The sequence below is a fragment of the Pseudomonas sp. H2_A10 genome (assembly GCF_054680085.1).
Genome location: NZ_CP162821.1, coordinates 4,256,033 through 4,276,959, shown reverse-complemented (window position 1 = coordinate 4,276,959; position 20,927 = coordinate 4,256,033). Strand labels below are relative to the sequence as shown.

At 62.2% G+C, this 20,927-nt stretch carries 11 protein-coding genes and 1 pseudogene; 10 read left to right on the top strand and 2 right to left on the bottom strand.

From position 1 onward, the window contains the following. Positions 1–23: 23 nt before the first annotated feature. The 8 genes and pseudogenes from praA to AB4O23_RS20030 all read left to right on the top strand — a co-directional run bounded on the left by praA (position 24) and on the right by AB4O23_RS20030 (position 10,963). Positions 24–518, top strand: coding sequence for an alkane oxidation protein activator PraA (gene praA, locus AB4O23_RS20065; protein WP_017527953.1), 495 nt, complete (start codon positions 24–26; stop codon positions 516–518). 133 nt (positions 519–651) lie between these two features. Then, entirely contained in the window at positions 652–1,179 is a 528-nt protein-coding gene (praB, locus tag AB4O23_RS20060; protein WP_017527952.1) for an alkane oxidation protein activator PraB, read from the top strand. A 126-nt stretch (positions 1,180–1,305) separates the two neighbouring features. Then, positions 1,306–2,745 (top strand): outer membrane protein transport protein, encoded by a 1,440-nt coding sequence (locus tag AB4O23_RS20055; protein ID WP_017527951.1) that lies wholly within the window; start codon positions 1,306–1,308, stop codon positions 2,743–2,745. A 281-nt stretch (positions 2,746–3,026) separates the two neighbouring features. Next, a pseudogene (locus tag AB4O23_RS20050) lies at positions 3,027–5,553 on the top strand (acyl-CoA dehydrogenase). A 139-nt stretch (positions 5,554–5,692) separates the two neighbouring features. Beyond that, positions 5,693–7,036: a 3-oxoacyl-ACP reductase gene (locus AB4O23_RS20045; protein ID WP_116079568.1), complete on the top strand. Its 1,344-nt coding sequence runs from the start codon at positions 5,693–5,695 to the stop codon at positions 7,034–7,036. Positions 7,037–7,040: 4 nt separating this feature from the next. Further along, entirely contained in the window at positions 7,041–7,931 is an 891-nt protein-coding gene (locus tag AB4O23_RS20040; protein WP_460060338.1) for a MaoC/PaaZ C-terminal domain-containing protein, read from the top strand. Further along, positions 7,928–9,226 carry an acetyl-CoA C-acetyltransferase gene (locus AB4O23_RS20035; protein ID WP_217856422.1) on the top strand — a complete coding sequence of 433 codons (1,299 nt, stop codon included), beginning with the start codon at positions 7,928–7,930 and terminating at the stop codon, positions 9,224–9,226. Before AB4O23_RS20040 ends, AB4O23_RS20035 begins: the two co-directional genes overlap by 4 nt. A gap of 33 nt (positions 9,227–9,259) precedes the next feature. Continuing rightward, positions 9,260–10,963: an AMP-binding protein gene (locus AB4O23_RS20030; protein ID WP_065878398.1), complete on the top strand. Its 1,704-nt coding sequence runs from the start codon at positions 9,260–9,262 to the stop codon at positions 10,961–10,963. Between the two features lie 132 nt (positions 10,964–11,095). On the opposite strand, the gene AB4O23_RS20025 is transcribed toward AB4O23_RS20030, so the two are convergent. Next, complete coding sequence (locus tag AB4O23_RS20025) at positions 11,096–12,211, bottom strand: Gfo/Idh/MocA family protein (protein ID WP_065878400.1); 1,116 nt, start codon at positions 12,209–12,211, stop codon at positions 11,096–11,098. Positions 12,212–12,528: 317 nt separating this feature from the next. Here AB4O23_RS20025 and AB4O23_RS20020 point away from each other — a divergent pair, with 317 nt between their 5' ends. Next, positions 12,529–13,569: a WD40/YVTN/BNR-like repeat-containing protein gene (locus AB4O23_RS20020; protein WP_065878401.1), complete on the top strand. Its 1,041-nt coding sequence runs from the start codon at positions 12,529–12,531 to the stop codon at positions 13,567–13,569. A 15-nt stretch (positions 13,570–13,584) separates the two neighbouring features. Beyond that, entirely contained in the window at positions 13,585–15,960 is a 2,376-nt protein-coding gene (locus AB4O23_RS20015) for an efflux RND transporter permease subunit (protein WP_017527943.1), read from the top strand. A gap of 68 nt (positions 15,961–16,028) precedes the next feature. Here AB4O23_RS20015 and AB4O23_RS20010 read toward each other — a convergent pair whose 3' ends face one another. Then, positions 16,029–20,900, bottom strand: a complete 4,872-nt coding sequence (locus AB4O23_RS20010; protein ID WP_068934797.1) for a coiled-coil domain-containing protein — start codon at positions 20,898–20,900, stop codon at positions 16,029–16,031. Positions 20,901–20,927: the final 27 nt, after the last annotated feature.

Here is a 20,927-nt window from a genome sequence, read left to right as displayed (position 1 = left end):
AATTAAAGGGAAGGACGTACACCATGCAAGCACCTGCCAAGTTCACCGCCCATGTGCTGTTGGCCGCACTGGGCCTTATTGCCTATCACCAGGCCCAGGCCGCACGCATCGAACCGGCCGGCAGCGCCTTCACGGCCCAGGGCCCCATCAGTTTTTCAAAGGGCAAGCTGATCAGCGCCGATTGCACCATCAAGGTGGCCGGCAACGTTGCGGCTGATGGCTCCTCGGTCAATGTCGACAAAGTCGAGTTCGACGGCGGCCTCAAGTGCAGCCGGGTCGAGGCCATCAACTTACCGTGGGTACTGGTTGCCAAAGACACAAAAAGCGGCTCGATGTCGAAGATCAGCGTGGATGTGCACGCCTTCGGCCTGGGGGGCAAATGCGGTCCTTCGACCGCCGAGGGTACGTGGGATAACGCCACCGGCAAGTTGGAAGCCAGCAATGTCCCGATCGGCGAAGACTGCAAGATCAAGACGGTGTCGATCAAGATGCCACCGAACTTCAAAGTTGTTGAATAACGCGCTTCAGGTGTACAGCGCTAATTGAATTGAAATTTGGCTGGAAAGGGAAGTTCTGCAGTTTCAACGTGACCTCTCGTTCATGGCCATTACCCCCTGGCGAATGACTCGCCATTACATGTGAGGAACAACAATGAAAAGTTTGAAAACTCTCGTGTCGTTGACTGCTTTGACTGTTTGCATGGGTGCGGCTTCCATGGCGAACGCCGTCAGTATCGCTCCCGTCAGCAGTAATTTCTCCGCCTCCGGATCGCTAACGGTGAAGTCGCCATCCTCTTTTCAACTGCCCATCACGTGTGACGTGAAGTTTGATGGTTCTGTGAATACGGTGGGGGTTGCGAGTATCACCAATGTCACCGTCTCCGGCTCTAACAGCTTGTGCAAACTGCCTAAGATCACCGGTGTGCCGTGGACACTGACTGCCACCAGCCTGAGTGGTACTGCGGGCGCCGGGAATGTGACCAACGTTGGCTACACCATTCCGGCCTCTGTGTTGTACCCCGCTTCTAACTGCGGTCCATCGACCGTCACGGTGGCCTACAACAATAGCACTGGCGCGCTGACCAGCAGCCCGACCAGTCAGCCGCTGGGTTCGTCCTGCACTCTGCAAAGTCTGAGTGTCACTGTGACCACCACGCCGCTGCTGCAGATCGTTCCTTAAGCGTTCTACCGCGCTCGTTGGGCTGATCACCCATGTAAAGACAGGTGTCTCGCAAGAGGCACCTGTTGAGACAAACCATCGGGGTCGACCTGTTGGTGCTGCATAAAAACAACAAAGGAGTGGAGCATGAATAATAAAAAACCACAGGCGCAAACCTTCCTGGGGCTGGCATTGCTCGGTGGGTTGATGGTTGCTGCCGGCTCTGCCCAGGCGGGGGCATACATGACGCCTACTACCAACGCCGCCGGTTGGGGCCGTGCCTTTGGCGGGGGGTCGTTGTTTAAAAACGACCCGTCAGCGGCCTATAACAATCCGGCAGCAATGGCATTTATCGACAAGAACATCTCTCAGTTCACGCTCAACTACGCAAATATCGACATCAAGTACAAGGGCAGCGCGTACGACTATTCGGGGCGACCCACTTCGTCCACGGTCTTGGATCCTGACTTTAACGCGATCTATAACACACGCACGGGAGACGGCGGACAGGCGGGTTTTGAGGCATGGGTGCCTACCGGCTTCATGGTCATGCCTATTAACGATCGCTTGGCCTTCGGCCTCAGCCAAGTGGTGCCGATGGGGGCGAGGACAAGCTATGACAGTGACTGGAAAGGCAGGGACTTCGCGGTCGATACCAAGATCGAAACGGTCGGAGTGACCGGTTCGCTGTCGTTTAAAGTGACAGACGAATTTTCCATTGGGGGCGGTGCAATTCTTCAGCATACGTCCGGCTTTGTAAGCCAGAACGTCGATTTGTTTGCCGCAGCGGCACAATCCGCAGACTTCGGTTTTACCCCCTTCGCAGCGGGTCAAGGCTTCTCGTTGATGCGTGTCAAAGTCGACAATACATCCTTGGGCTGGTTCGCCGGGATTGCCTGGAAGCCGACGGCTCAAGACACCCTGGGCCTGAACTACCACGCGAAAATAAAGAACAAGTTAGAGGGTAAATACAACATCTACGCCGACGAACAATCTCGGTTACTGATGACCACGCCTGTGGTCGACGGAAAAACCCTCGTAGAGATGGCTTACCCGGGCCTTCATCTTTACCCCGATGGCGCGAATGCTTCCACGCAACTGGATATTCCGGCCAACGCATCGTTCGATTGGGTGCACCAAATCAATGATCGCTGGGGTATCGGCTTTAGTGCCACCTGGACAGACTGGTCAACGTTCAAGGCGCTGACCCTTAAATCCGAGGGAAGCACCATTGTGTCGATACCTTATCGCTACAAAGATGCCTGGCAGTTCTCGTACGGTACTGACTACAAACTGACCGATGACTTCACAGTGCGTGGCGGTGTTTCTTTCGACCAGACGCCTACGCCGGACTCCACCCGTGATCCGCGTATTCCTGATGGCGACCGCACCTTCGTGTCCCTTGGCTTTGGTTACAAAGTCAGCGCAATTCCAGGCTTGAGTGTCGACGGCGCTTATTCCCACCAGTTTGTGGAGACCGTCAAGTTGAGGACCAAAAACGTCGATCGCCTTGGTGGCGCCAGCCTGGACGGCAAGTCAGAGGCGCGTGGTGATGTGGTTAGCGTATCGGCCACTTACGAGTTTTGATCCGGCGACATCCGTGAGACGCCAACAGTTAGCGCATCTCGCTGTTGGCGTGCATCTGGGTGAAGCATCGACGGGTTGCCCACGCGACCCGTTTCGATTTTCTTGTTCAATCAACCTATTGAGCTGACCCGATCAGCCGCTGTTTTTTCGCCCACGTATTAAATAAAAATTTCAAAACAAAATTTGAATTTGCTTTCTCAAGTTTGTAGTGTGGTTTTACGCCGCAGCTCATCCGACCTGCCGCACTTAAGCCATACCCTGAATCAAGTAGAGGTATCCCCATGGTTATCTGGTTATTGGTGGGTTTCGCGGCTGCGATTGCCCTGGCGTATCGACAAGCTGCCGCGACCTTGTGGTTGGGCGCTGGCGTAATCTGGCTGGCGCTGGGTTACGTGTTTAACGTGGTGGCAGGTGTTGGTGCTGGCGTCGCGGCATTGCTGGTGATCGCGCCCGCGTTGCTGATGACAATCAAACCCCTGCGCCGCGCCTTGTTAACCAGCAAGGCCCTGGGCCTGTTTCGTACGATCATGCCGGCAATGTCCGACACTGAGCGTGCGGCTATCGAGTCCGGCACCGTGTGGTGGGACGCCGAGTTATTCAGCGGCAAACCCGACTGGCAGCGCTTGCTGCACGCCGCGCCGGCTAAGCTCAGCGCCGAGGAGCAAGCCTTCCTCGACAACGAAGTAGAAACCCTGTGCGACATCGCCAACGATTGGGAAACCACGCAGATTTGGCAGGACATGTCTCCTGAGTGCTGGCAGTACACCAAGGACGCGGGCTTCCTGGGCATGATCATTCCCAAGCAATACGGGGGCAAAGGCTTCTCTCACTATGCGCACTCGCAGGTGGTGATGAAGCTGTCGACCCGCTGCTCGGCGGCGGCGATTTCGGTGATGGTCCCCAACTCCCTGGGCCCGGCCGAGCTGCTGTTGCACTACGGCACCGACGCCCAGCGCAATTACTACCTGCCGCGCCTGGCCCGTGGCGAAGACATCCCCTGCTTTGCCCTGACCAGCCCATATGCCGGTTCGGACGCCGGGGCGATTCCCGATTTGGGCATCGTGTGTAAAGGCACCCACGAGGGTGAGCAAGTACTGGGTTTCCGTGTGACCTGGGACAAGCGCTACATCACCCTCGGCCCCATTGCTACCGTGCTTGGCCTCGGCATTTCGCGCCGAAGACCCGGACGGTTTGCTCGGCGCGCCGGGCTCCCTCGGTATTACCTGCGCCCTGATCCCGACCTCCCACCCCGGCGTGAACAGCGGCCGTCGCCACTGGCCACTCAACGCGGTGTTCCAGAACGGCCCGACCACCGGCAAGGACGTGTTTATCCCGCTGGAATGGGTGATCGGCGGCCGCGAACAGGTCGGCAATGGCTGGCGCATGCTGATGGAGTGCCTGGCCGCCGGTCGCGCGATTTCCTTGCCGTCGGCCAACGTCGGCCTGGGCAAGGTCGCCGTGCGCGGTACCACGGCCTATGCGGCGATGCGTAAACAGTTCGGCCTGCCCATCGGCAAGTTCGAAGGCGTACAAGCGCCACTGGCGCGCATGGCCGGGCATCTGTATGCCTGCGATGCGGTGCGCAAGGTCTCGGTGGCATCCCTGGATGCCGGTGAAAAACCGTCGGTGATTTCGGCCATCGCCAAGTACCACGTCACCGAGCGCGCGCGGATCATCGTCAATGACGGCATGGACATCGTGGCCGGCAAAGGCATCTGCATGGGGCCCAACAACTTCCTGGCCCGGGCCTACCAGCAAAGCCCCATCGCTATCACGGTGGAAGGCGCGAATATCATGACGCGCTGCCTGATCATCTTTGGCCAGGGCCTGATTCGCTGCCATCCGTATGTGTTCCGCGAGATGGAAGCGGCGCGCAACCTCGACCGGCGCAAGGCGCTGGAGGATTTCGACAGCGCGATGTTCGGCCATGTGAGCTTCGTACTGGCCAACACCGTGCGCGCGGCGGTACATGCGCTGACCGGCGGGCGGCTGATTTCCGCCCCGGCCAAGACCGACCCGGCGCTGGCGTCCTACTACCGCCAGGCCAATCGGCTGTCGGTGGTGCTGGCGTTGATCTCGGATATTTCCATGGGCGTGCTGGGCGGTGCGCTCAAGCGCAAGGAAAGTATCACCGGGCGCCTGGGCGACATGCTGTCGCAGCTGTACATCCTGTCCTGCGTGCTCAAGCGCTTTGAGGATGATGGCCGACCCCAGGCCGACCTGCCGCTGGTGCATTGGTCGGCGCAGGATGCCTTGCTGCGCGCCCACGAAGCCCTCGCCGAAGTGCTCGAGAACTACCCCTCCAACATTGCCGCCGGCGTGGTGCGCGGCCTGACATTCCCGTTCGGCATCCCGTTGCGCAAACCCTCGGATCGGTTGCTGGCGCAGGTGGCCGATGTGGTGCAGACACCGGGCGAAACCCGCGACCGGTTGCTGGCCGATTCCTACATCCCACGCCCGGAAATCGACAAATTGGCTTACGGCGAGCTGGGCTTGCGTTTGTTGCCGCAAGTCGAGCTGATCGACGCCCGGCTCAAGCCCGCCATCAAGCAGGGCCTGATCGAACCGTTGCCGATCTCCACCACGGCGTTTACCGCCTGGCGCGTCAAGGCGCGGGCGCTGGACCTGATCAGCGATGACGAGGAAGCGTTACTGGCGCGCTACGTGGAATACGCCGACCACGCGATCCAGGTGGACGACTTTGCGCAGGACTTCGGGTTGCTGGAAGCCTTGCAGCAACGCAAACAAGCGCTCGAACCGGCGGCCAAGCGGCGTACCAGCCAGGGCGAAAACGCCTCGGTAAATTAGATCGGTAACGCGGCCAGTGTGGGAGGGGGCTTGCTCCCGATGGCGGTGCTTCAGCCAACTGATGGGTAGCTGACCCACCGCCATCGGGAGCAAGCCCCCTCCCACATTTGACTGGGTTTACAAGGCAGGATTTGTGTTTATGAGTGACAACTACCTTTCATTCGTCAATTCCCCCTGGGGCCATCGCCTGGCCCAGGCTATCGGCTTGCCGCAACCCTTGCCGTTGCAGCGTTATCGCAGCGGCCAGCCAGCCTTGGCCAACCCGGTGATCATCGCCGGGGCAGGGCGCCTGGTTGATCAGGTGCAGCGTGTCTTCAGCGCCACCGACACAGTGGCCGCCACCCCGGCGACGCTGCAGGCGCCGTCCACGGTCAAGGTGCAGGGCGCCGTGTTTGATGCCACGGGCATCCGCGACGTGCAACAGCTGGACGAGCTCTATGGGTTCTTCCACGCCAACGCCAAACGCCTCGGCCAGCACGCCCGCGTGGTGGTACTCGGCACCGCGCCGGAACACTGCCAGGACCTGGCCCAGGCCATCGCCCAACGCGCCCTTGAAGGCTTGGTGCGCTCGCTGGCCAAGGAACTGCGCCGGGCGATCACCGTGCAGTTGCTTTATGTAGCGCCAGGTGGCGAAGACGCGTTGCAGAGCAGCCTGCGTTTCTTCCTGTCGCGCCGCTCGGCCTACGTGTCGGGGCAAGTGGTGCGCGTGGATAAAACCGTGGACGACCACTACGCCGTCAACTGGGACGCCCCCTTCGCGGGTCGGCGTGCGTTGGTCACCGGTGCGTCCCGTGGCATCGGCCTGGCCATCGCCCAGGTATTGGCGCGCGACGGTGCCCATGTGGTGTGTGTGGATGTGCCCCAGGCCCAGGACGCCCTGCAACAGGCTGCCGCCAGCGTCGGCGGTTCGGCGCTGCCGCTGGATATCACCGCAGCGGATGCCGCTGAACGGTTGCTGGCCCATGTCAGCCAATACGGTGCGTTCGATGTGGTGGTGCACAACGCTGGCATCACCCGCGACAAGACCATCGCCAAAATGCCCGAAGCGGCCTGGCGCAGTGTGCTGGCGGTCAACCTGGAGGCGCCATTGCAACTGAGCCATGCACTGCTGCAAAACCAGGGCGTGAACCCCGGCGGGCGCATCGTGTGCGTGTCGTCGATTTCCGCTATTGCCGGCAACCTCGGGCAAAGCAATTACGCCACCTCCAAGGCCGGTGTGATCGGCCTGGTGCAGGGCCTGGCGCCGCGCGCAGCGGTGCAACAGGTCACGGTCAACGCCGTGGCGCCGGGGTTTATCGAGACCCAGATGACCGCGAAGATCCCGCTGATGATCCGCGAAGCGGGGCGGCGCATGAACTCGATGAGCCAGGGCGGCCAGCCGATCGATGTGGCCGAAACCATCGCCTGGCTCGCGCACCCGGCCTCGGGCGGGGTCAATGGCCAGGTGGTGCGGGTGTGCGGCCAAAGCCTGTTGGGAGCCTGACCTCATGGACTACGTAACGCAGATTATTGACCCGCCACCCTCACGCACGCGCCTGCTGCTGGACGGCGCGCGCGCGCTGCGCAAGCCCAAGCCCGACGGCATGCCGGCGCTGCCCAAGGAGCGCCTGGTGCGCCCGGCGGTGGAGCTGCACGCGGCCGACATCGCCGCCTATGGGCGTGCCTGCGGTTTCCGGCCCGAGCAGGGCGTGCCGCTGTCGTATCCGCATGTGCTGGCGTTCGCGCTGCACCTGATGTTGCTCACGCGCCCGAGCTTTCCGTACCCGGCCAGCGGCATGGTGCACCTGGCCAACCGTATTCGTCAGCACCAGCGCTTGCAGGCGGGCCAGGTGCTGCGCCTGGAGGTGTATTGCGCACGCTGGGTCGCCCATCCCAAGGGCCAGGCGTTAAGCATTGCCACCCGGGCCTATGGCGCGGGCGCCCTGGTGTGGGAGAGCGACAGCCTGTACCTGCGCCGCGACGTCAAAGACCCCATCGGCGAGCCCTGGGACGATGGGTTGGCGTTGCAGGAAGACGGCCTGCTACGCACCCAGCGTTGGGTGTTGCCGGCCGATCTGGGCCGGCGTTTTGCCCACGTCTGCGGGGATTTCAACCCGATTCACACTTCAGTGATCGGCGCGAAGATCTTTGGCTTTCGCCGTGCCATCGCCCACGGCATGTGGACCCTGGGCCGCGCCCTTGCCGCCCAGCAACCGCCGGGTGGGCTGGACCAGGCCGAGGCCCATTGCGACTTCAAGATGCCGATCTTCCTGCCCGGCCAGGTCGCCCTGTGGAACCACCCCGCGAGCGGCCCGCGCCGTGAGTTCGAGGTGCGTAATTTTGCTGGCGACAAACCCCATATGCGTGGGCTGTTCATTTGGAAAGAGAGCGTTAAATGAGTGACTACAGCTTCAATCCGACCGCGACCCGCCGCGTGGCGATTATCGGCGGCAACCGCATCCCCTTTGCGCGCTCCAATACCGTCTATGCCCACGACAGCAACCAGGATCTGCTGGTGGCCGCGCTGCAAGGCCTGGTGGATCGCTACAACCTGCACGGCCAGCGCCTGGGTGAGTTTGCCGCCGGCGCGGTGATCAAGCATTCACGGGACTTCAACCTGGCACGCGAATCGCTGCTGTCGACCACGCTGTCGCCTGATACCCCGGCCTACGATGTGCAACAGGCCTGTGGCACCGGCCTTGAAGCGGCGTTGCTGGTGGCGAATAAAATCGCCCTGGGCCAGATCGACGTGGGCATCGCCGGGGGCGCCGACACCACCTCGGATGCGCCGATCGGCATCAACGAATCCCTGCGCCACACCTTGCTCGCGGCCAATCGCGCCAAGGGCATGGGCGACAAACTGAAGGCGTTGCTCAAGGTGCGTCCGTCGATGTTGTTCAAGCCACTGTTACCGCGCAACGGTGAGCCGCGCACCGGCTTGTCCATGGGCGAGCACTGCGAAGCCATGGCCCAGCGCTGGCAGATCAAGCGCCTGGCTCAGGATGAACTGACCCTCACCAGCCATCAGCGCCTGGACGCCGCCTACAAACGCGGGTTTTTCGACGACTTGATCAGCCCCCATCGTGGCCTGGCTCGCGACAACAACCTGCGCGCCGATGCCAGCCTGGAAAAACTCGCCGGGTTGGCACCCGCCTACGACCGGCAGAACGGCACCCTGACGGCGGGCAATTCCACGCCGCTCACCGACGGCGCCTCGGTGGTGCTGCTGGCCAGTGAGGAATGGGCGGCCGCCAATGGTTGGCCGGTGCTGGCCTACCTGCGTACCGGCGAGACGGCGGCGGTGAATTTCGTCGATGGCAGCGAAGGCCTGCTGATGGCCCCGGCCTACGCCGTGCCGCGCATGCTCAAGCGCGAGGGCCTGAGCTTTGCCGACTTTGATTTCTTCGAGATACATGAGGCCTTCGCCGCCCAGGTGCTGTGTACCCTCAAGGCCTGGGAAGACGCCGATTACTGCCGCGAGCGCCTGGGCCTGGATGCACCGCTGGGCAGCATTGACCGCGCCAAAATGAACGTCAACGGTGGCTCGCTCGGCTGCGGCCATCCGTTCGCCGCCACCGGTGGCCGGCAATTGGCGGCGCTGGCCAAGATCATCCATGAAAACGGTGGGGGGCGCGGGTTGATCTCGATCTGCGCGGCGGGCGGGCTGGGCATTACCGCCATCGTCGAAAAATAGCGCCAACCCAAAAACAACAACAAGGAGACTGCCATGAACGCTATCAGCCTGGAACACACCGAACGGGTCTGGTTGAACGCTTACCTGCCCGGCGTCCCGGCAGACATCGATGCGGCTATCGAGGATTACCCCTCGTTGCGCGAAGTGTTCCTGGAACACCTGGAGAAATTCCGCGAGCGCGTGGCCTACGTCAGTATCGGCACCGAAATGACCTACGCCGATTGGCAGGTCCATGGCATCGCGTTCGCTGCCTGGCTGCAGGGCCAGGGCGTCAAGCCGGGTGACCGCGTGGCGTTGATGATGCCCAACTGCCTGCAATACCCGATCTGCCTGTTGGGCACGATCCTGGCCGGCGCGGTGGTGGTTAACGTCAACCCGCTGTACACCGCCCATGAGCTCAAGCACCTGCTCAAGGACAGCGGCGCCGAAACCGTCGTGATCTTCGAAAACTTCGCCCATACCCTGGGAAAAGTCATCGTCGGCAGCAGCGTCAAGCGCGTGGTGGTGGCGGCCATCGGCGATTTGCTCGGCGCCTTCAAGGGCGCGGCGATGAACTTCATCCTGCGCCGGGTGCAAAAGCAGGTGCCGGCGTTCAATCTGCCGGGTTCAGTGCGCTTCAACCACACCTTGAAGCAGGGGCGGGCGCTCAATCACCTGCCGGTGAGCCTGGCCCTCGATGACCTGGCCTTCCTGCAGTACACCGGCGGCACCACGGGCGACGCCAAGGGCGTGATGCTCAGCCACCGCAATATCATCGCCAACCTGCTGCAAGCCAAGGCCTGGGTCGGCGATCAACTGGACCAGGGCAAGCAGGAAACCAACGTCACTTTGCTGCCGCTGTACCACATCTTTTCGCTGACAGTGAATTGCCTGATGTTCATGTGCCTGGGCGGGCGCAACATCCTGATCGCCAACCCCCGGGACGTGAAACGGGTGCAGATGATCCTGCGCAAGGAGCGCTTCAACGGCATTGCCGGGGTCAATACCTTGTTCAACGGTTTGCTTGAGAACAAAGCGTTCTGTGCGCGGGATTTTTCCGACCTGCGCATGGTGATCGCCGGCGGCATGGCCACCCACACAGCGGTGGCCAAGCGCTGGAAGGAGGTCACCGGGCTGCCGATCATCGAAGGCTATGGCCTCACTGAGTGCTCGCCGGTGGTGAGCATCAGCCCTATCGATATCTCACGCATGCGCGAGATGGACTTCACCGGCAGCATCGGCGTGCCGCTGCCGTCGACCTGGGTGCGGTTTATGCGTGAAGACGGCGAGCTGGCCGACATTGGCGAGCAGGGCGAACTGCAAGTGCGCGGCCCGCAGGTGATGCAAGGCTACTGGCAACGCCCGGAGGCCACCGCCGAAGTGTTGGATGCCGAGGGGTGGTTGTCGACCGGCGACATTGGCGTGATGGACGCGCGTGGGTACATCCGCCTGGTGGACCGCAAGAAAGACATGATCCTGGTCTCGGGCTTCAACGTGTACCCCAATGAAATCGAAGACGTGGTGGCGTTGCACCCCGGTGTAGGCGAAGTGGCGGCGATTGGGGTGGAGGATGGCGTGACGGGGGAGAAGGTGAAGATCATCGTGGTGCGCAAAGACCCGAACCTGACCCAGGAGCAGATCCTCGCCCACTGCCGGGAATACCTCACCGGCTACAAGGTGCCCAAGTATGTGGAGTTTCGCACCACAGAATTGCCCAAGACCACCGTGGGCAAAGTACTGCGCCGAGCCTTGCGCTGATGTAACCGCATGCAGGTGATCCAAATGTGGGAGGGGGCTTGCTCCCGATGGCAGTGGGTCAGCAACAGATTCATCAACTGACACTCCCCCATCGGGAGCAAGCCCCCTCTCACAGGGGGTTTGCGCTGTGTTTCAGACCGAGTTCACCTTGACCCAGCGTTCTTCCTGGGCCGCCACGCGAATGGCCGTCGCCAGCCGCTCCACTTCCCATGCCGCCTCAAAGTCAGTGCCATCCGCGCCTTGGCCCGCCAGCGCCATGATCAGTTCCTGCACCTCCAGTGTCTTGAGTTCGTTGTAGCCCAACTGATGCCCCGCCGCTGGGCTGAACGCGGCGTAACCGGGCAGGGCGGGGCCGGCCAGCACGCGCTGGAAACCGTCCTGGCCGAGACGGTACAGGCGCAGTTCATTCAAGCATTCCTGATCGAAGGCCAACGTGCCTTTGGTCCCGCTGATCTCAAAACTCAGGTGGTTTTTGTAGCCGTGCTTGAGCCAACTGCTGCTCACGGTGCCGCGCGCGCCGTTGGCGAAACGCAGCAGCGCATGCACTTGGTCGTCCACGGCAATGGCCTTGAGGTCGTGGCTGCCTTTTGTGGCCGGGCGCTGGGCGTGCACGGTGTGGGTATCGGCGCACACGCTGACCACGTCGCCCACCAGATAACGCGCCATCGACAGCAAGTGGCTGCCCAGGTCCGCCAACGCACCGCCGGCGTGCGCCACTTCACAGCGCCATGACCAGGGTGAGGCCGGGTCGGCCATAAAGTCTTCGCTGAACTCGCCCTGGAAGCTGATGATGTCGCCCAGCTCGCCATCGGCAATCAGCTGCCGCGCCAACGTGATCATGGGGTTGTGCTGGTAGTTGTAACCCACCCGTGTCACCACGCCGGCGGCGGTCGCGGCGCGGCGCATGGCGTCGGCCTGTTCGAGGCTCACGGCCAGGGGTTTTTCGCAATACACCGCTTTGCCGGCAGCTATCGCGGCCATGGCCATGGGGTAGTGCAGGTGATTGGGCGTGGTGATGGCCACCACATCGACCTTGGGGTCGTCGATCAGCGCTTGCCAGTCGCCATGGGCCCGGGCAAAGCCCCAGGCGGTGGCGCAGCGTTGGGCGCGTTCGGTGTCGGCATCGGCAAGCGCGGCCAGTTTGAGGTGTACCGGCAGTTCAAAGACCGCCCGCGCGTTGTTGAATGCCAAGGCATGGGCTCGGCCCATGAAGCCTGTGCCGATCAAGCCGATTCCGAGTTCACGCATTGCCGTGGTCCTTTGGATTATTGTTTTCAGAGCGTGCATTAATGGAATAAAAATTCCCTGAATTCAATAGATGGAATAAAAATTCATTCCCCCGCCGACAATCAGCCTGGCGAATGCAGCTATATTCACCACATGGCCAAAAGCCGCCAGTTAACAAAAGATAACGTAGCGCTGATTGTCAGACGATTCCAAAGCCCGATAGGATGGCCCCTGCTTCGTTCAGGCGCTCTAGATTGCAGGTTTCAGCGCCCGGCAAGGCAAGCAAAGACAAGACCTAACAATAATAAATGGGAGAAAGGTCTATGAGTGAGCCTGTCATGGGTTGGGTTGTTTGCCGCCCACGCGCCGCACGCAAGGTCGCGTTGCTGGTCACAGCGCTCTCGCTGTTTGGAGCCGTCGCGTTGCCGACCGCCGTCCACGCCGCCGGCGATACCCCGGCCGGCGCAGTGTTTGCGATTGAATCCCCCAAGGCCGCCAAAGGCCTGATGATCGACGTGGTGCAGGCCGGCAAGCGCCTGGTGGCGGTCGGTGATCGCGGGCATATCCTCTATTCCGATGACCAGGGCGCCACGTGGGCCCAGGCCAAAGTGCCGACCCGGCAGTTGCTCACCGCTGTGTTTTTTGTCGATGACCAACACGGCTGGGCCGTGGGCCACGATGCGCAAGTCCTCGCCAGCACTGACGGCGGCGCCACCTGGACCCAGCAATACCAGGACCTCAAGCGCGAAGCGCCGTTGCTCGATGTGTGGTTCAACGACGCCAATCACGGCCTGGCCGTAGGCGCCTACGGTGCGCTGATCGAAACCACCGACGGCGGCAAGACCTGGGCCGACGTCAGCGACCGCCTCGACAACGAAGACCAATATCACCTCAACGCCATCGCCTCCATCAAGGACGCCGGCCTGTTTATCGTCGGCGAGCAGGGCAGCATGTTCCGCTCCAGCGACGACGGCCAGACCTGGGAAAAGCTCGAAGGCCCCTACGAGGGCTCGCTGTTTGGCGTCATCGGCACCGCGCAAGCGCAGACACTGTTGGCCTATGGCCTGCGTGGCAACCTGTACCGGTCCGCCGATTTCGGCGGCACCTGGGAGCAGGTCCCATTGAACGCCGCGCGCGGTGCCCTGGAGTTCGGCCTGTCGGGCGCGACCTTGCTGGACGATGGCTCCATCGTGGTGGTCGGCAACGGCGGCAGCGTGGTGGTCAGCCACGATGACGGCCAAACGTTCAGCGTGTTCAATCGCCCGGACCGTATTTCACTGTCGGCGGTCACGGCAGCCGGCAACGGCAACTTGATTCTGGTCGGGCAGGGTGGCGTTCGTGTGGCCACGCCAGCCGGCGCTGAACCGACAAAACAATAAGAAGGCGGGCAAAGAATGAGCAGTCATCACAACGATAAAGCGACCTTTCTTGAGCGCCTGATCTTCAACAACCGCCCGGCAGTCATCGCGATCTGCGTGCTGGTGAGCGTGTTCCTGTTCTGGCAGGCAACCCTGATTCGCCCCTCCACCAGCTTTGAAAAGATGATCCCCCTCAAGCACCCCTTCATCGAAAAGATGATGGAACACCGCAACGACCTGGCCAACCTGGGCAACACGGTGCGCATTTCGGTGGAGGCCAAGGACGGCGACATCTTTACCAAGGACTACATGGAGACCCTGCGCCAGATCAACGACGAGGTGTTCTACATCTCCGGCGTCGACCGCTCGGGCCTCAAGTCGCTGTGGAGCCCCAGCGTACGCTGGACCGAAGTGACCGAAGAAGGTTTTGCCGGCGGCGAAGTCATCCCGCAAAGCTACAACGGCTCGCCGCAAAGCCTCGACCAACTGCGCAACAACGTACTCAAGTCCGGCCAGGTCGGGCGCCTGGTGGCCAACGATTTCAAGTCGAGCATCGTCGACATTCCGCTGCTGGAGGCCTACCCGGACCCGCAGGACCAGGGCAAGTTGCTGGCCCTGGACTACCGCAAGTTCTCCCATGAGCTCGAAGACAAGATCCGCGACAAGTTCGAAGCGCAGAACCCCAACGTCAAGATCCACATCGTCGGCTTCGCCAAGAAGGTCGGCGACCTGATCGACGGCCTGGTGATGGTGGTGTTGTTCTTCGGCATCGCGTTTGTCATCACCCTGGTGCTGTTGCTGTGGTTTACCAACTGCCTGCGCAGCACCGTCGCGGTGTTGAGCACAACGCTGGTGGCGGTGGTCTGGCAACTCGGGCTGATGCATTTCTTCGGCTTCGGGCTCGACCCGTACTCGATGCTGGTGCCGTTTTTGATCTTCGCCATCGGTATTTCTCACGGCGTGCAGAAGATCAACGGCATCGCCCTGCAATCGAGCGAGGCAGACAACGCACTCACCGCCGCACGGCGCACCTTCCGGCAACTGTTCCTGCCGGGGATGATCGCGATCCTGGCGGATGCGGTGGGCTTCATTACCCTGCTGATCATCGACATCGGCGTGATCCGCGAACTGGCCATCGGCGCGTCCATCGGCGTGGCGGTGATCGTGTTTACCAACCTGATCCTGCTGCCGGTGGCGATTTCCTATGCCGGCATCAGCCACCGCGCCATTGCCAGGAGCAAAAAGGACGCGCACCGTGACCATCCGTTCTGGCGCCTGCTGTCCAGGTTCGCCAGCGCCAAAGTGGCACCGGTTTCGATCCTGCTGGCGCTGGTCGCCTTTGGCGGCGGCCTCTGGTACAGCCAGAACCTGAAGATCGGCGACCTCGACCAAGGCGCACCGGAACTGCGCCCGGACTCGCGTTACAACAAAGACAACAACTTCATCATCAGCAACTACTCCACCAGCTCCGACGTGCTGGTGGTGATGGTCAAGACCAAGGCCGAAGGCTGCTCGCGCTATGAAGCCATGGCGCCCATCGACCAGTTGATGTGGAAGATGCAGAACACCGAGGGCGTGCAGTCGGCGATCTCGCTGGTGACGGTGTCCAAGCAGATGATCAAGGGCATGAACGAAGGCAACCTGAAATGGGAAACCCTGTCGCGCAACCCGGATGTGTTGAACAACTCCATCGCGCGTGCCGATGGCCTGTACAACAACAATTGCTCGCTGGCGCCGGTGCTGGTGTTCCTCAACGACCACAAGGCCGAAACCCTCGACCGCGCGGTGCATGCGGTGCAGGCGTTCGCCAGGGAGAACAACAAGGACGGCCTGGAATTCATCCTCGCCGCCGGTAATGCCGGCATCGAAGCGGCCACCAATGAAGTGATCAAAGAGTCGGAGCTGACCATTCTGATTCTGGTGTATCTGTGCGTGGCGACCATGTGCATGATCACCTTCCGCTCCTGGGCCGCGACCCTGTGCATCGTGCTGCCGTTGGTGCTGACCTCGGTGCTGGGCAACGCGCTGATGGCGTTCATGGGCATCGGCGTCAAGGTCGCGACCTTGCCGGTGGTGGCGTTGGGCGTGGGCATCGGCGTGGACTACGGCATCTACATCTACAGCCGCCTGGAAAGCTTTTTGCGTGCGGGCCTGCCGTTGCAGGAAGCCTATTACCAGACGCTCAAGTCCACCGGTAAAGCCGTGCTGTTCACCGGCCTGTGCCTGGCCATCGGCGTGTGCACCTGGATCTTCTCGGCGATCAAGTTCCAGGCCGACATGGGCCTGATGCTGACCTTCATGCTGTTGTGGAACATGTTCGGCGCGCTGTGGCTGCTGCCGGCACTGGCGCGGTTCCTGATCAAACCCGAGAAACTCGCGGGCCAGAAGGGCAATTCGTTGTTTGCCCACTGACGCGGCCGCGACGCCGTTGAAATGCAACGCCCGACCTTGACCGTCGGGCGTTTTGTTTGGCGCCGCGATCAGCGCGGGCCGCTGCGTGGCGCAATCGCCAGGAACAACTGGTCCACGGGGGGCGTGATCAGCACGTAAAGAATCTGGCGCACCGGCTCGGTGCCCGGCAACGCCGCCTGTACGTGAGCTTTGAGCAGATCCTTCTGCGTGTATTTGCGCTGCTCGGCCAGTTTCAGATGCGCCCGCGTGTAGTCCGCCGGCGCCGCGTCGGCGGTGGCGTAGTGGAAATGCGCATACCACAGCACCGTCGGCGGTTTGGGGGTTTTGTCATACACCGCGTACTCGGTGAAAAAATCTCCACTGAGGGTGGGCCGTTGCGGGTCGGCCGGGCTTGTCAGGTTGATGTCGATCTCACCCTGGCGCCATAAATAATCCAGGCTCTCCTGCGTCGGCCATTGCCGTTTGTAGGCCGCGCTGCATACCCGTTGCGCCATGCGCTGCATGTCCCTGGCATTGGCCTTGAAGTCATCGATCAGGTCGTTGGCCGTGGGTTTGTCCAGATGCTCGCGCGCCACTTCATCGGCGAGCGCCGTGAGTTGGGCGGCCTGGCTATTGAGCAGGGCATCCCAGTCGCCGGGGTTGACGGTTTGCCGGGTACTCGGTGATTCGAGGGCTTGTTGTTGGGCCGCAATGACGCGTTCGATCGCGGCGCGCCCGTTGATCAACGCCTGTCCGAGGGTTTTGAGCGTGGCCAACTCGCGGGCCGGTGCAACCGGCGGCGCGGCGGTAGGTTGCGGTTCGCGCACGTCGGTCCAGCCGTCCGGGCGCTGTTCGAACGTGGTGACGGTGGTGCCGGAGAGTGCATCGCTGATGGTGTAGCGTTCGACTTTGACCTGAGCATCGGCCGGCTGGAGTTCGCCGATGAGGTATTGCTTGCCGGCGGTTTTGAACACGCGCTTGGTGGCTGCCTTGGGCCGCAGGGTTTTGGACAGCGGCAGTTGCACCTCCAGCTGTTCCTGTTTGCGCACCACCGCTTCCAGCTCGTTTTGCGCCAAGGTGCGTGCGTAGTGAAGACCTTCAAGCAACCGCGCGCTGGCGGGTTTGAGGCGGTTGGGGTTGATGAGTTTAAGCGCCTGGATCGCACTTTCGTATTCGCGGTAGTTGTCGAGGACGGTCTCGTACACGCCGCGCTGGTCTTCCAGTGGGTAGTCCGCGCTGCTGCGCACTTCGATGTGTGAAAACAGCGCCTGGATCAAGGCACCGGGCTTCAGGCGCTCGACATAAAAGGCCTCCTGCGCCGGCAGCATTCTGCCGATCTCAACGCTGGCCTTGATGAGGGGGATCAACGCCCGCAGCTTCAAGCTGTCAGGGAAAAACTCCTGAGGGTTGGTGATTTGTGCGAGCAGTTGCTGACGCATGGCGCGACCCGCGGCTGAGTCCTGCTCCAGTTGATCCAGGGTGGTTTCTATCTTGCGCGTGGACTCGGCCATACGCTCGATGGCGTCCGCCAGGCTGATCGATTGAGCCACGTATTGCTCAAACGCGGTGTTATCGCCCCACAGGTTGTCGATCACCATGCGTTCGCTCAGGGCCAGCATGGATTCGCCGCGATCGGTCATTTGCAGGTTGCGCGCCCACTCGACCTGATAGAAGTGCAGGGCCATCTGTTGTTCGCCGATGGTCTTCAGCACTTTGGCCCGGTCTTGCACGTTGCCGGCGGCGCCTGCGACTTTTTCCAGGGATTGGCCGACCTGAACCAGTTCCAGGCGTGAGGGCAGTGATTGGTCGAATTGGGTTTGCAGGGCGTCGAGCAGAATGTCGTAGTGGGCCCGGCGCTTGGCGTAGTCCTGCATCTCGCGCAGGTGTCGCGCCTGCAAGGCCGGCTGCTGTGCCTCGCTGGCGTTTTGCAGCAGCGTCCACACCAGGCGCAGTGTGTCGGCTTGTTTTTTCAGGGCCTTATAGGCGCTGTTCATGCGCGCCTGGGACTCGAGGTAGGTGTGCATCCTGGGCGTTATTTCAAGGCTCAACGCTTGCATGCGATCCACCAGTTCCTGGGTCTTGCGCCGGTTTGCCTCGCGTAGGGCGGCGATGCGTTTCGGCCCGCCGCCTTCGAGTTTGAGGCCGCGATCCAAGGTCCAGTGGCCGCGCCCGTCGGTCTTGAGTTTGATCCCTGGATGCGCGGGTTTTTGCGGATGAACGATGAACACCTCGCCAAACCCCGGAACCACGTTGACCTGAAAGAGCAGGCCGCCCACCGAGGCATGCCAATGCCCGTCAATTTTGTACAGGCCCTTGAGCGCGCCCAGGCTGACGGGCTCCGGCACAGGTGTGGGCCAGGCGACCTTGACTTCAAGCAGCTTTTCCAACAAGCGCGCCGCTGCTGCATCGCTGGCCAGCGAACGGTCAAAATCGAGCAGCGTATGACCGCCGCCCGGTGGTTCGGCGGGCAGGCCGAAGGCCCCGCGTTTGACCGTCGGCAGGGCTGGGGAGGCTTCGCCTGGCGTGCGTCTCAACGGCAGCCGGGCAAGGGCCCGTTGGTGAGCGTGCTCATCGATGATCGGGCGCGGCGATGCAGAGGTGGAGGTGACCTGATGGACCAGCACCATTGCGGTGTTCAGCAGCAAGTCGACCCAGGCCAGTTCCCGGGCGATCGGGTCATTGCTGGCCAAGGCCGGCAGATCCTGGGCCAGGCCCTGCGCCAGTTGCAACAGCCAGCCCGCTGCCGCCAAGGGCCCGCGTACCAACATCAACAAGGTGTTGAAGCCCAACTGCGCGCCTTCCAGGATCAGCTTCCAGCGGCTTTCGGCATTGGAGGTCGACTCGCGGTCAGCCTGCTCCAGCAATTGGCGCGCCTCGCTAGTAAACAGGTATTCCATCAATTGGCCATTGGTCAGCGACTGCAGGATTTCGTCGTTGCTTTCATCGAAGGGGTCGGCCAGTTTTGCCGGTTTCGGCACGGCGGGCAGCGGGTCGAATTCCGCGCCGATGCCGCCGATGCGCACGTAATGCGGTTGCGTGAAGCCGCCGTTGCTGTAAATGGCGCGTGCGCTGTCGGCCAGCCAGGCCAGCACACTGTCCTGCAACTCGCCCGGTTGCACGATGGCCGCCAGCAACTGCTCGCGGCTGCTGAACTCCATCAACGCTTGGGCATAGGCCGGGCGATACAGCAGGTGCGGCCCGGACAGCCCGTTACGGGGCTCGATGATGAACATGTGTTGCACCACGTCCGCCGTGGCGCCGGGTTTACGCGCAAAGGCCAGCGGGCGCATGACGATCTCGTTGTCATCGACATATCGCTCGGCGTGGCTGGCGCCGACCACGGCGGCGGCATACTCGAAGCCTTTGGGGGTCAAACCCGCTTCGCGCTTTGTCGCGTGTTCCAGCGCCTGGCTTTTCAGTTGAAGCGGGCGCTGGGCGATGAACAGGCGTTTACGCTGCTGTGCCGCGTCGGTGTCGCCCAGCAGTTCGCGGCGAATATAGTTGGGGTAATTGCGGCCGACGTCGACCCGTTGCACCAGTTGCGCCACCACGTCCGGCGTCAACCACGCTTCAATCGCCTGGCCGTCGGTACTGCGCACGGTCATGCGGCCTTGGGGCTTGCCCGACAGGTTGTTCAAGGCCAGGTCCACCAGGCTCATGCGCACGGGCTCGATGTAGCCGCTGCCGAGGCTACCTACCGGCACGGCGAAGCTCAGTTGCAGGTTGTCGGCCTGGTAAATCGAGACGCCGGATTCGCAGGTGCGCTGGCCCGTCAGCCAGGCATTGCGCGCCAGGCACAGCTGGTTGTTCAGATGTTGCGTGGCATAGCTGCGGATACTGTGCAGGCCGTCCAGCCAGGTTTTACCCGCATGCACGCGCCGGGCGCTGGCTTGTTCAAGCAGGCATTGGCGGTAGGCAAAGCGCGCGCCGGCCGATGCGTGCTGCAACCAGCCGGGCAGGGCGGTACGCAGGGTTGCCAGGGACTGGGGCGGCGTGTCGGCTGGAGGGTCAAGTTGTGCGGCGGGGTCGGTGAGGCTATGGAACACCTGCTCAAGCTCGTTAAGGGGCGTGACGACGCTCAAGTCGATGGCCGCGAGGTTGTCCAGGTGTTCGTTGAGGATCAGCGCGGCCTGCACTTCAAAAATATTGCCGTCGGGCTCGTACAGGTGCCAGGTCAGGCTGTCGGCGACGTACTGCTGCGCCATGCGCCGGCCCCAGGCTTCGCCGAAGGCGTCCAGGCTGGCGAAGCTGTCGATCCGGCCTTGCAGGCTGCACAGCCACACCTGCTCGCCGTCGACCAGCACAATATCGCTCGATTGCAGCGTCACGCGGGTGTCGCCATGCGCCAGCCGGGTCTCCACGCTGTAGGCATGCAGCGAAGCCAGCGGGCCGGTGTGCCGGTTGCGGGTTTCCCGCGCGGGGTAGTCGGCCAGGTGTATAAGGCGTTGCAGTGCGTGGGCATCGCTGCCTGTTTGGCGGATCGCCGAGGTGCGCAGCCGGCCCTGCAACACAGCGGCCAACCACTGCCAGCGGCTGCCGTCTGCGTCGCTGGGTTGGTTCCAGTAGGCGGTCAAGGCGTCTTGAAAACCCACCGCCAGGATCAGCGGCAGTTCGCGGATGAGCGCGCTGATCACCGTCAGGTCGTAGCTGCGTGGCCCGTTGGACTCGAAGGTGAGGCGGGTGCCGGTGGCGTCACTCAGGTAGGCATCGAGGCCGCTGTGTGACGCCAGGTCAGGCAGGCGTTGCGTGGCGAGGTAGTCCAGCGCGGCGCTGAGCAGCGGTGTCAGGCCACGCCCGCCGCCGTCACGGGGCAGCGCCAGGCGCAGCGACGTGACGGGCAACGTCAACGGTGGGTATTTCTCCTTGAGGTTGTCGGCCAGCAGGCGCTCGACCACCGAGCGTAAGCTGGGGCGCGTGGCAAATTGGGCTTCAACGGCGGATTTCACAGGGTTGTCAGTCACAGGTATTCCTTTACGAGAGAGAAGGGA

Excerpts from the sequence above, each read along its gene's own strand:
- praA (WP_017527953.1), top strand. The coding sequence starts at position 24 with ATGCAAGCACCTGCCAAGTTCACCGCCCATGTGCTGTTGGCCGCACTG.
- praB (WP_017527952.1), top strand. The coding sequence starts at position 652 with ATGAAAAGTTTGAAAACTCTCGTGTCGTTGACTGCTTTGACTGTTTGC.
- AB4O23_RS20055 (WP_017527951.1), top strand. The coding sequence starts at position 1,306 with ATGAATAATAAAAAACCACAGGCGCAAACCTTCCTGGGGCTGGCATTG.
- AB4O23_RS20045 (WP_116079568.1), top strand. The coding sequence starts at position 5,693 with ATGAGTGACAACTACCTTTCATTCGTCAATTCCCCCTGGGGCCATCGC.
- AB4O23_RS20040 (WP_460060338.1), top strand. The coding sequence starts at position 7,041 with ATGGACTACGTAACGCAGATTATTGACCCGCCACCCTCACGCACGCGC.
- AB4O23_RS20035 (WP_217856422.1), top strand. The coding sequence starts at position 7,928 with ATGAGTGACTACAGCTTCAATCCGACCGCGACCCGCCGCGTGGCGATT.
- AB4O23_RS20030 (WP_065878398.1), top strand. The coding sequence starts at position 9,260 with ATGAACGCTATCAGCCTGGAACACACCGAACGGGTCTGGTTGAACGCT.
- AB4O23_RS20025 (WP_065878400.1), bottom strand. The coding sequence starts at position 12,211 with ATGCGTGAACTCGGAATCGGCTTGATCGGCACAGGCTTCATGGGCCGA.
- AB4O23_RS20020 (WP_065878401.1), top strand. The coding sequence starts at position 12,529 with ATGGGTTGGGTTGTTTGCCGCCCACGCGCCGCACGCAAGGTCGCGTTG.
- AB4O23_RS20015 (WP_017527943.1), top strand. The coding sequence starts at position 13,585 with ATGAGCAGTCATCACAACGATAAAGCGACCTTTCTTGAGCGCCTGATC.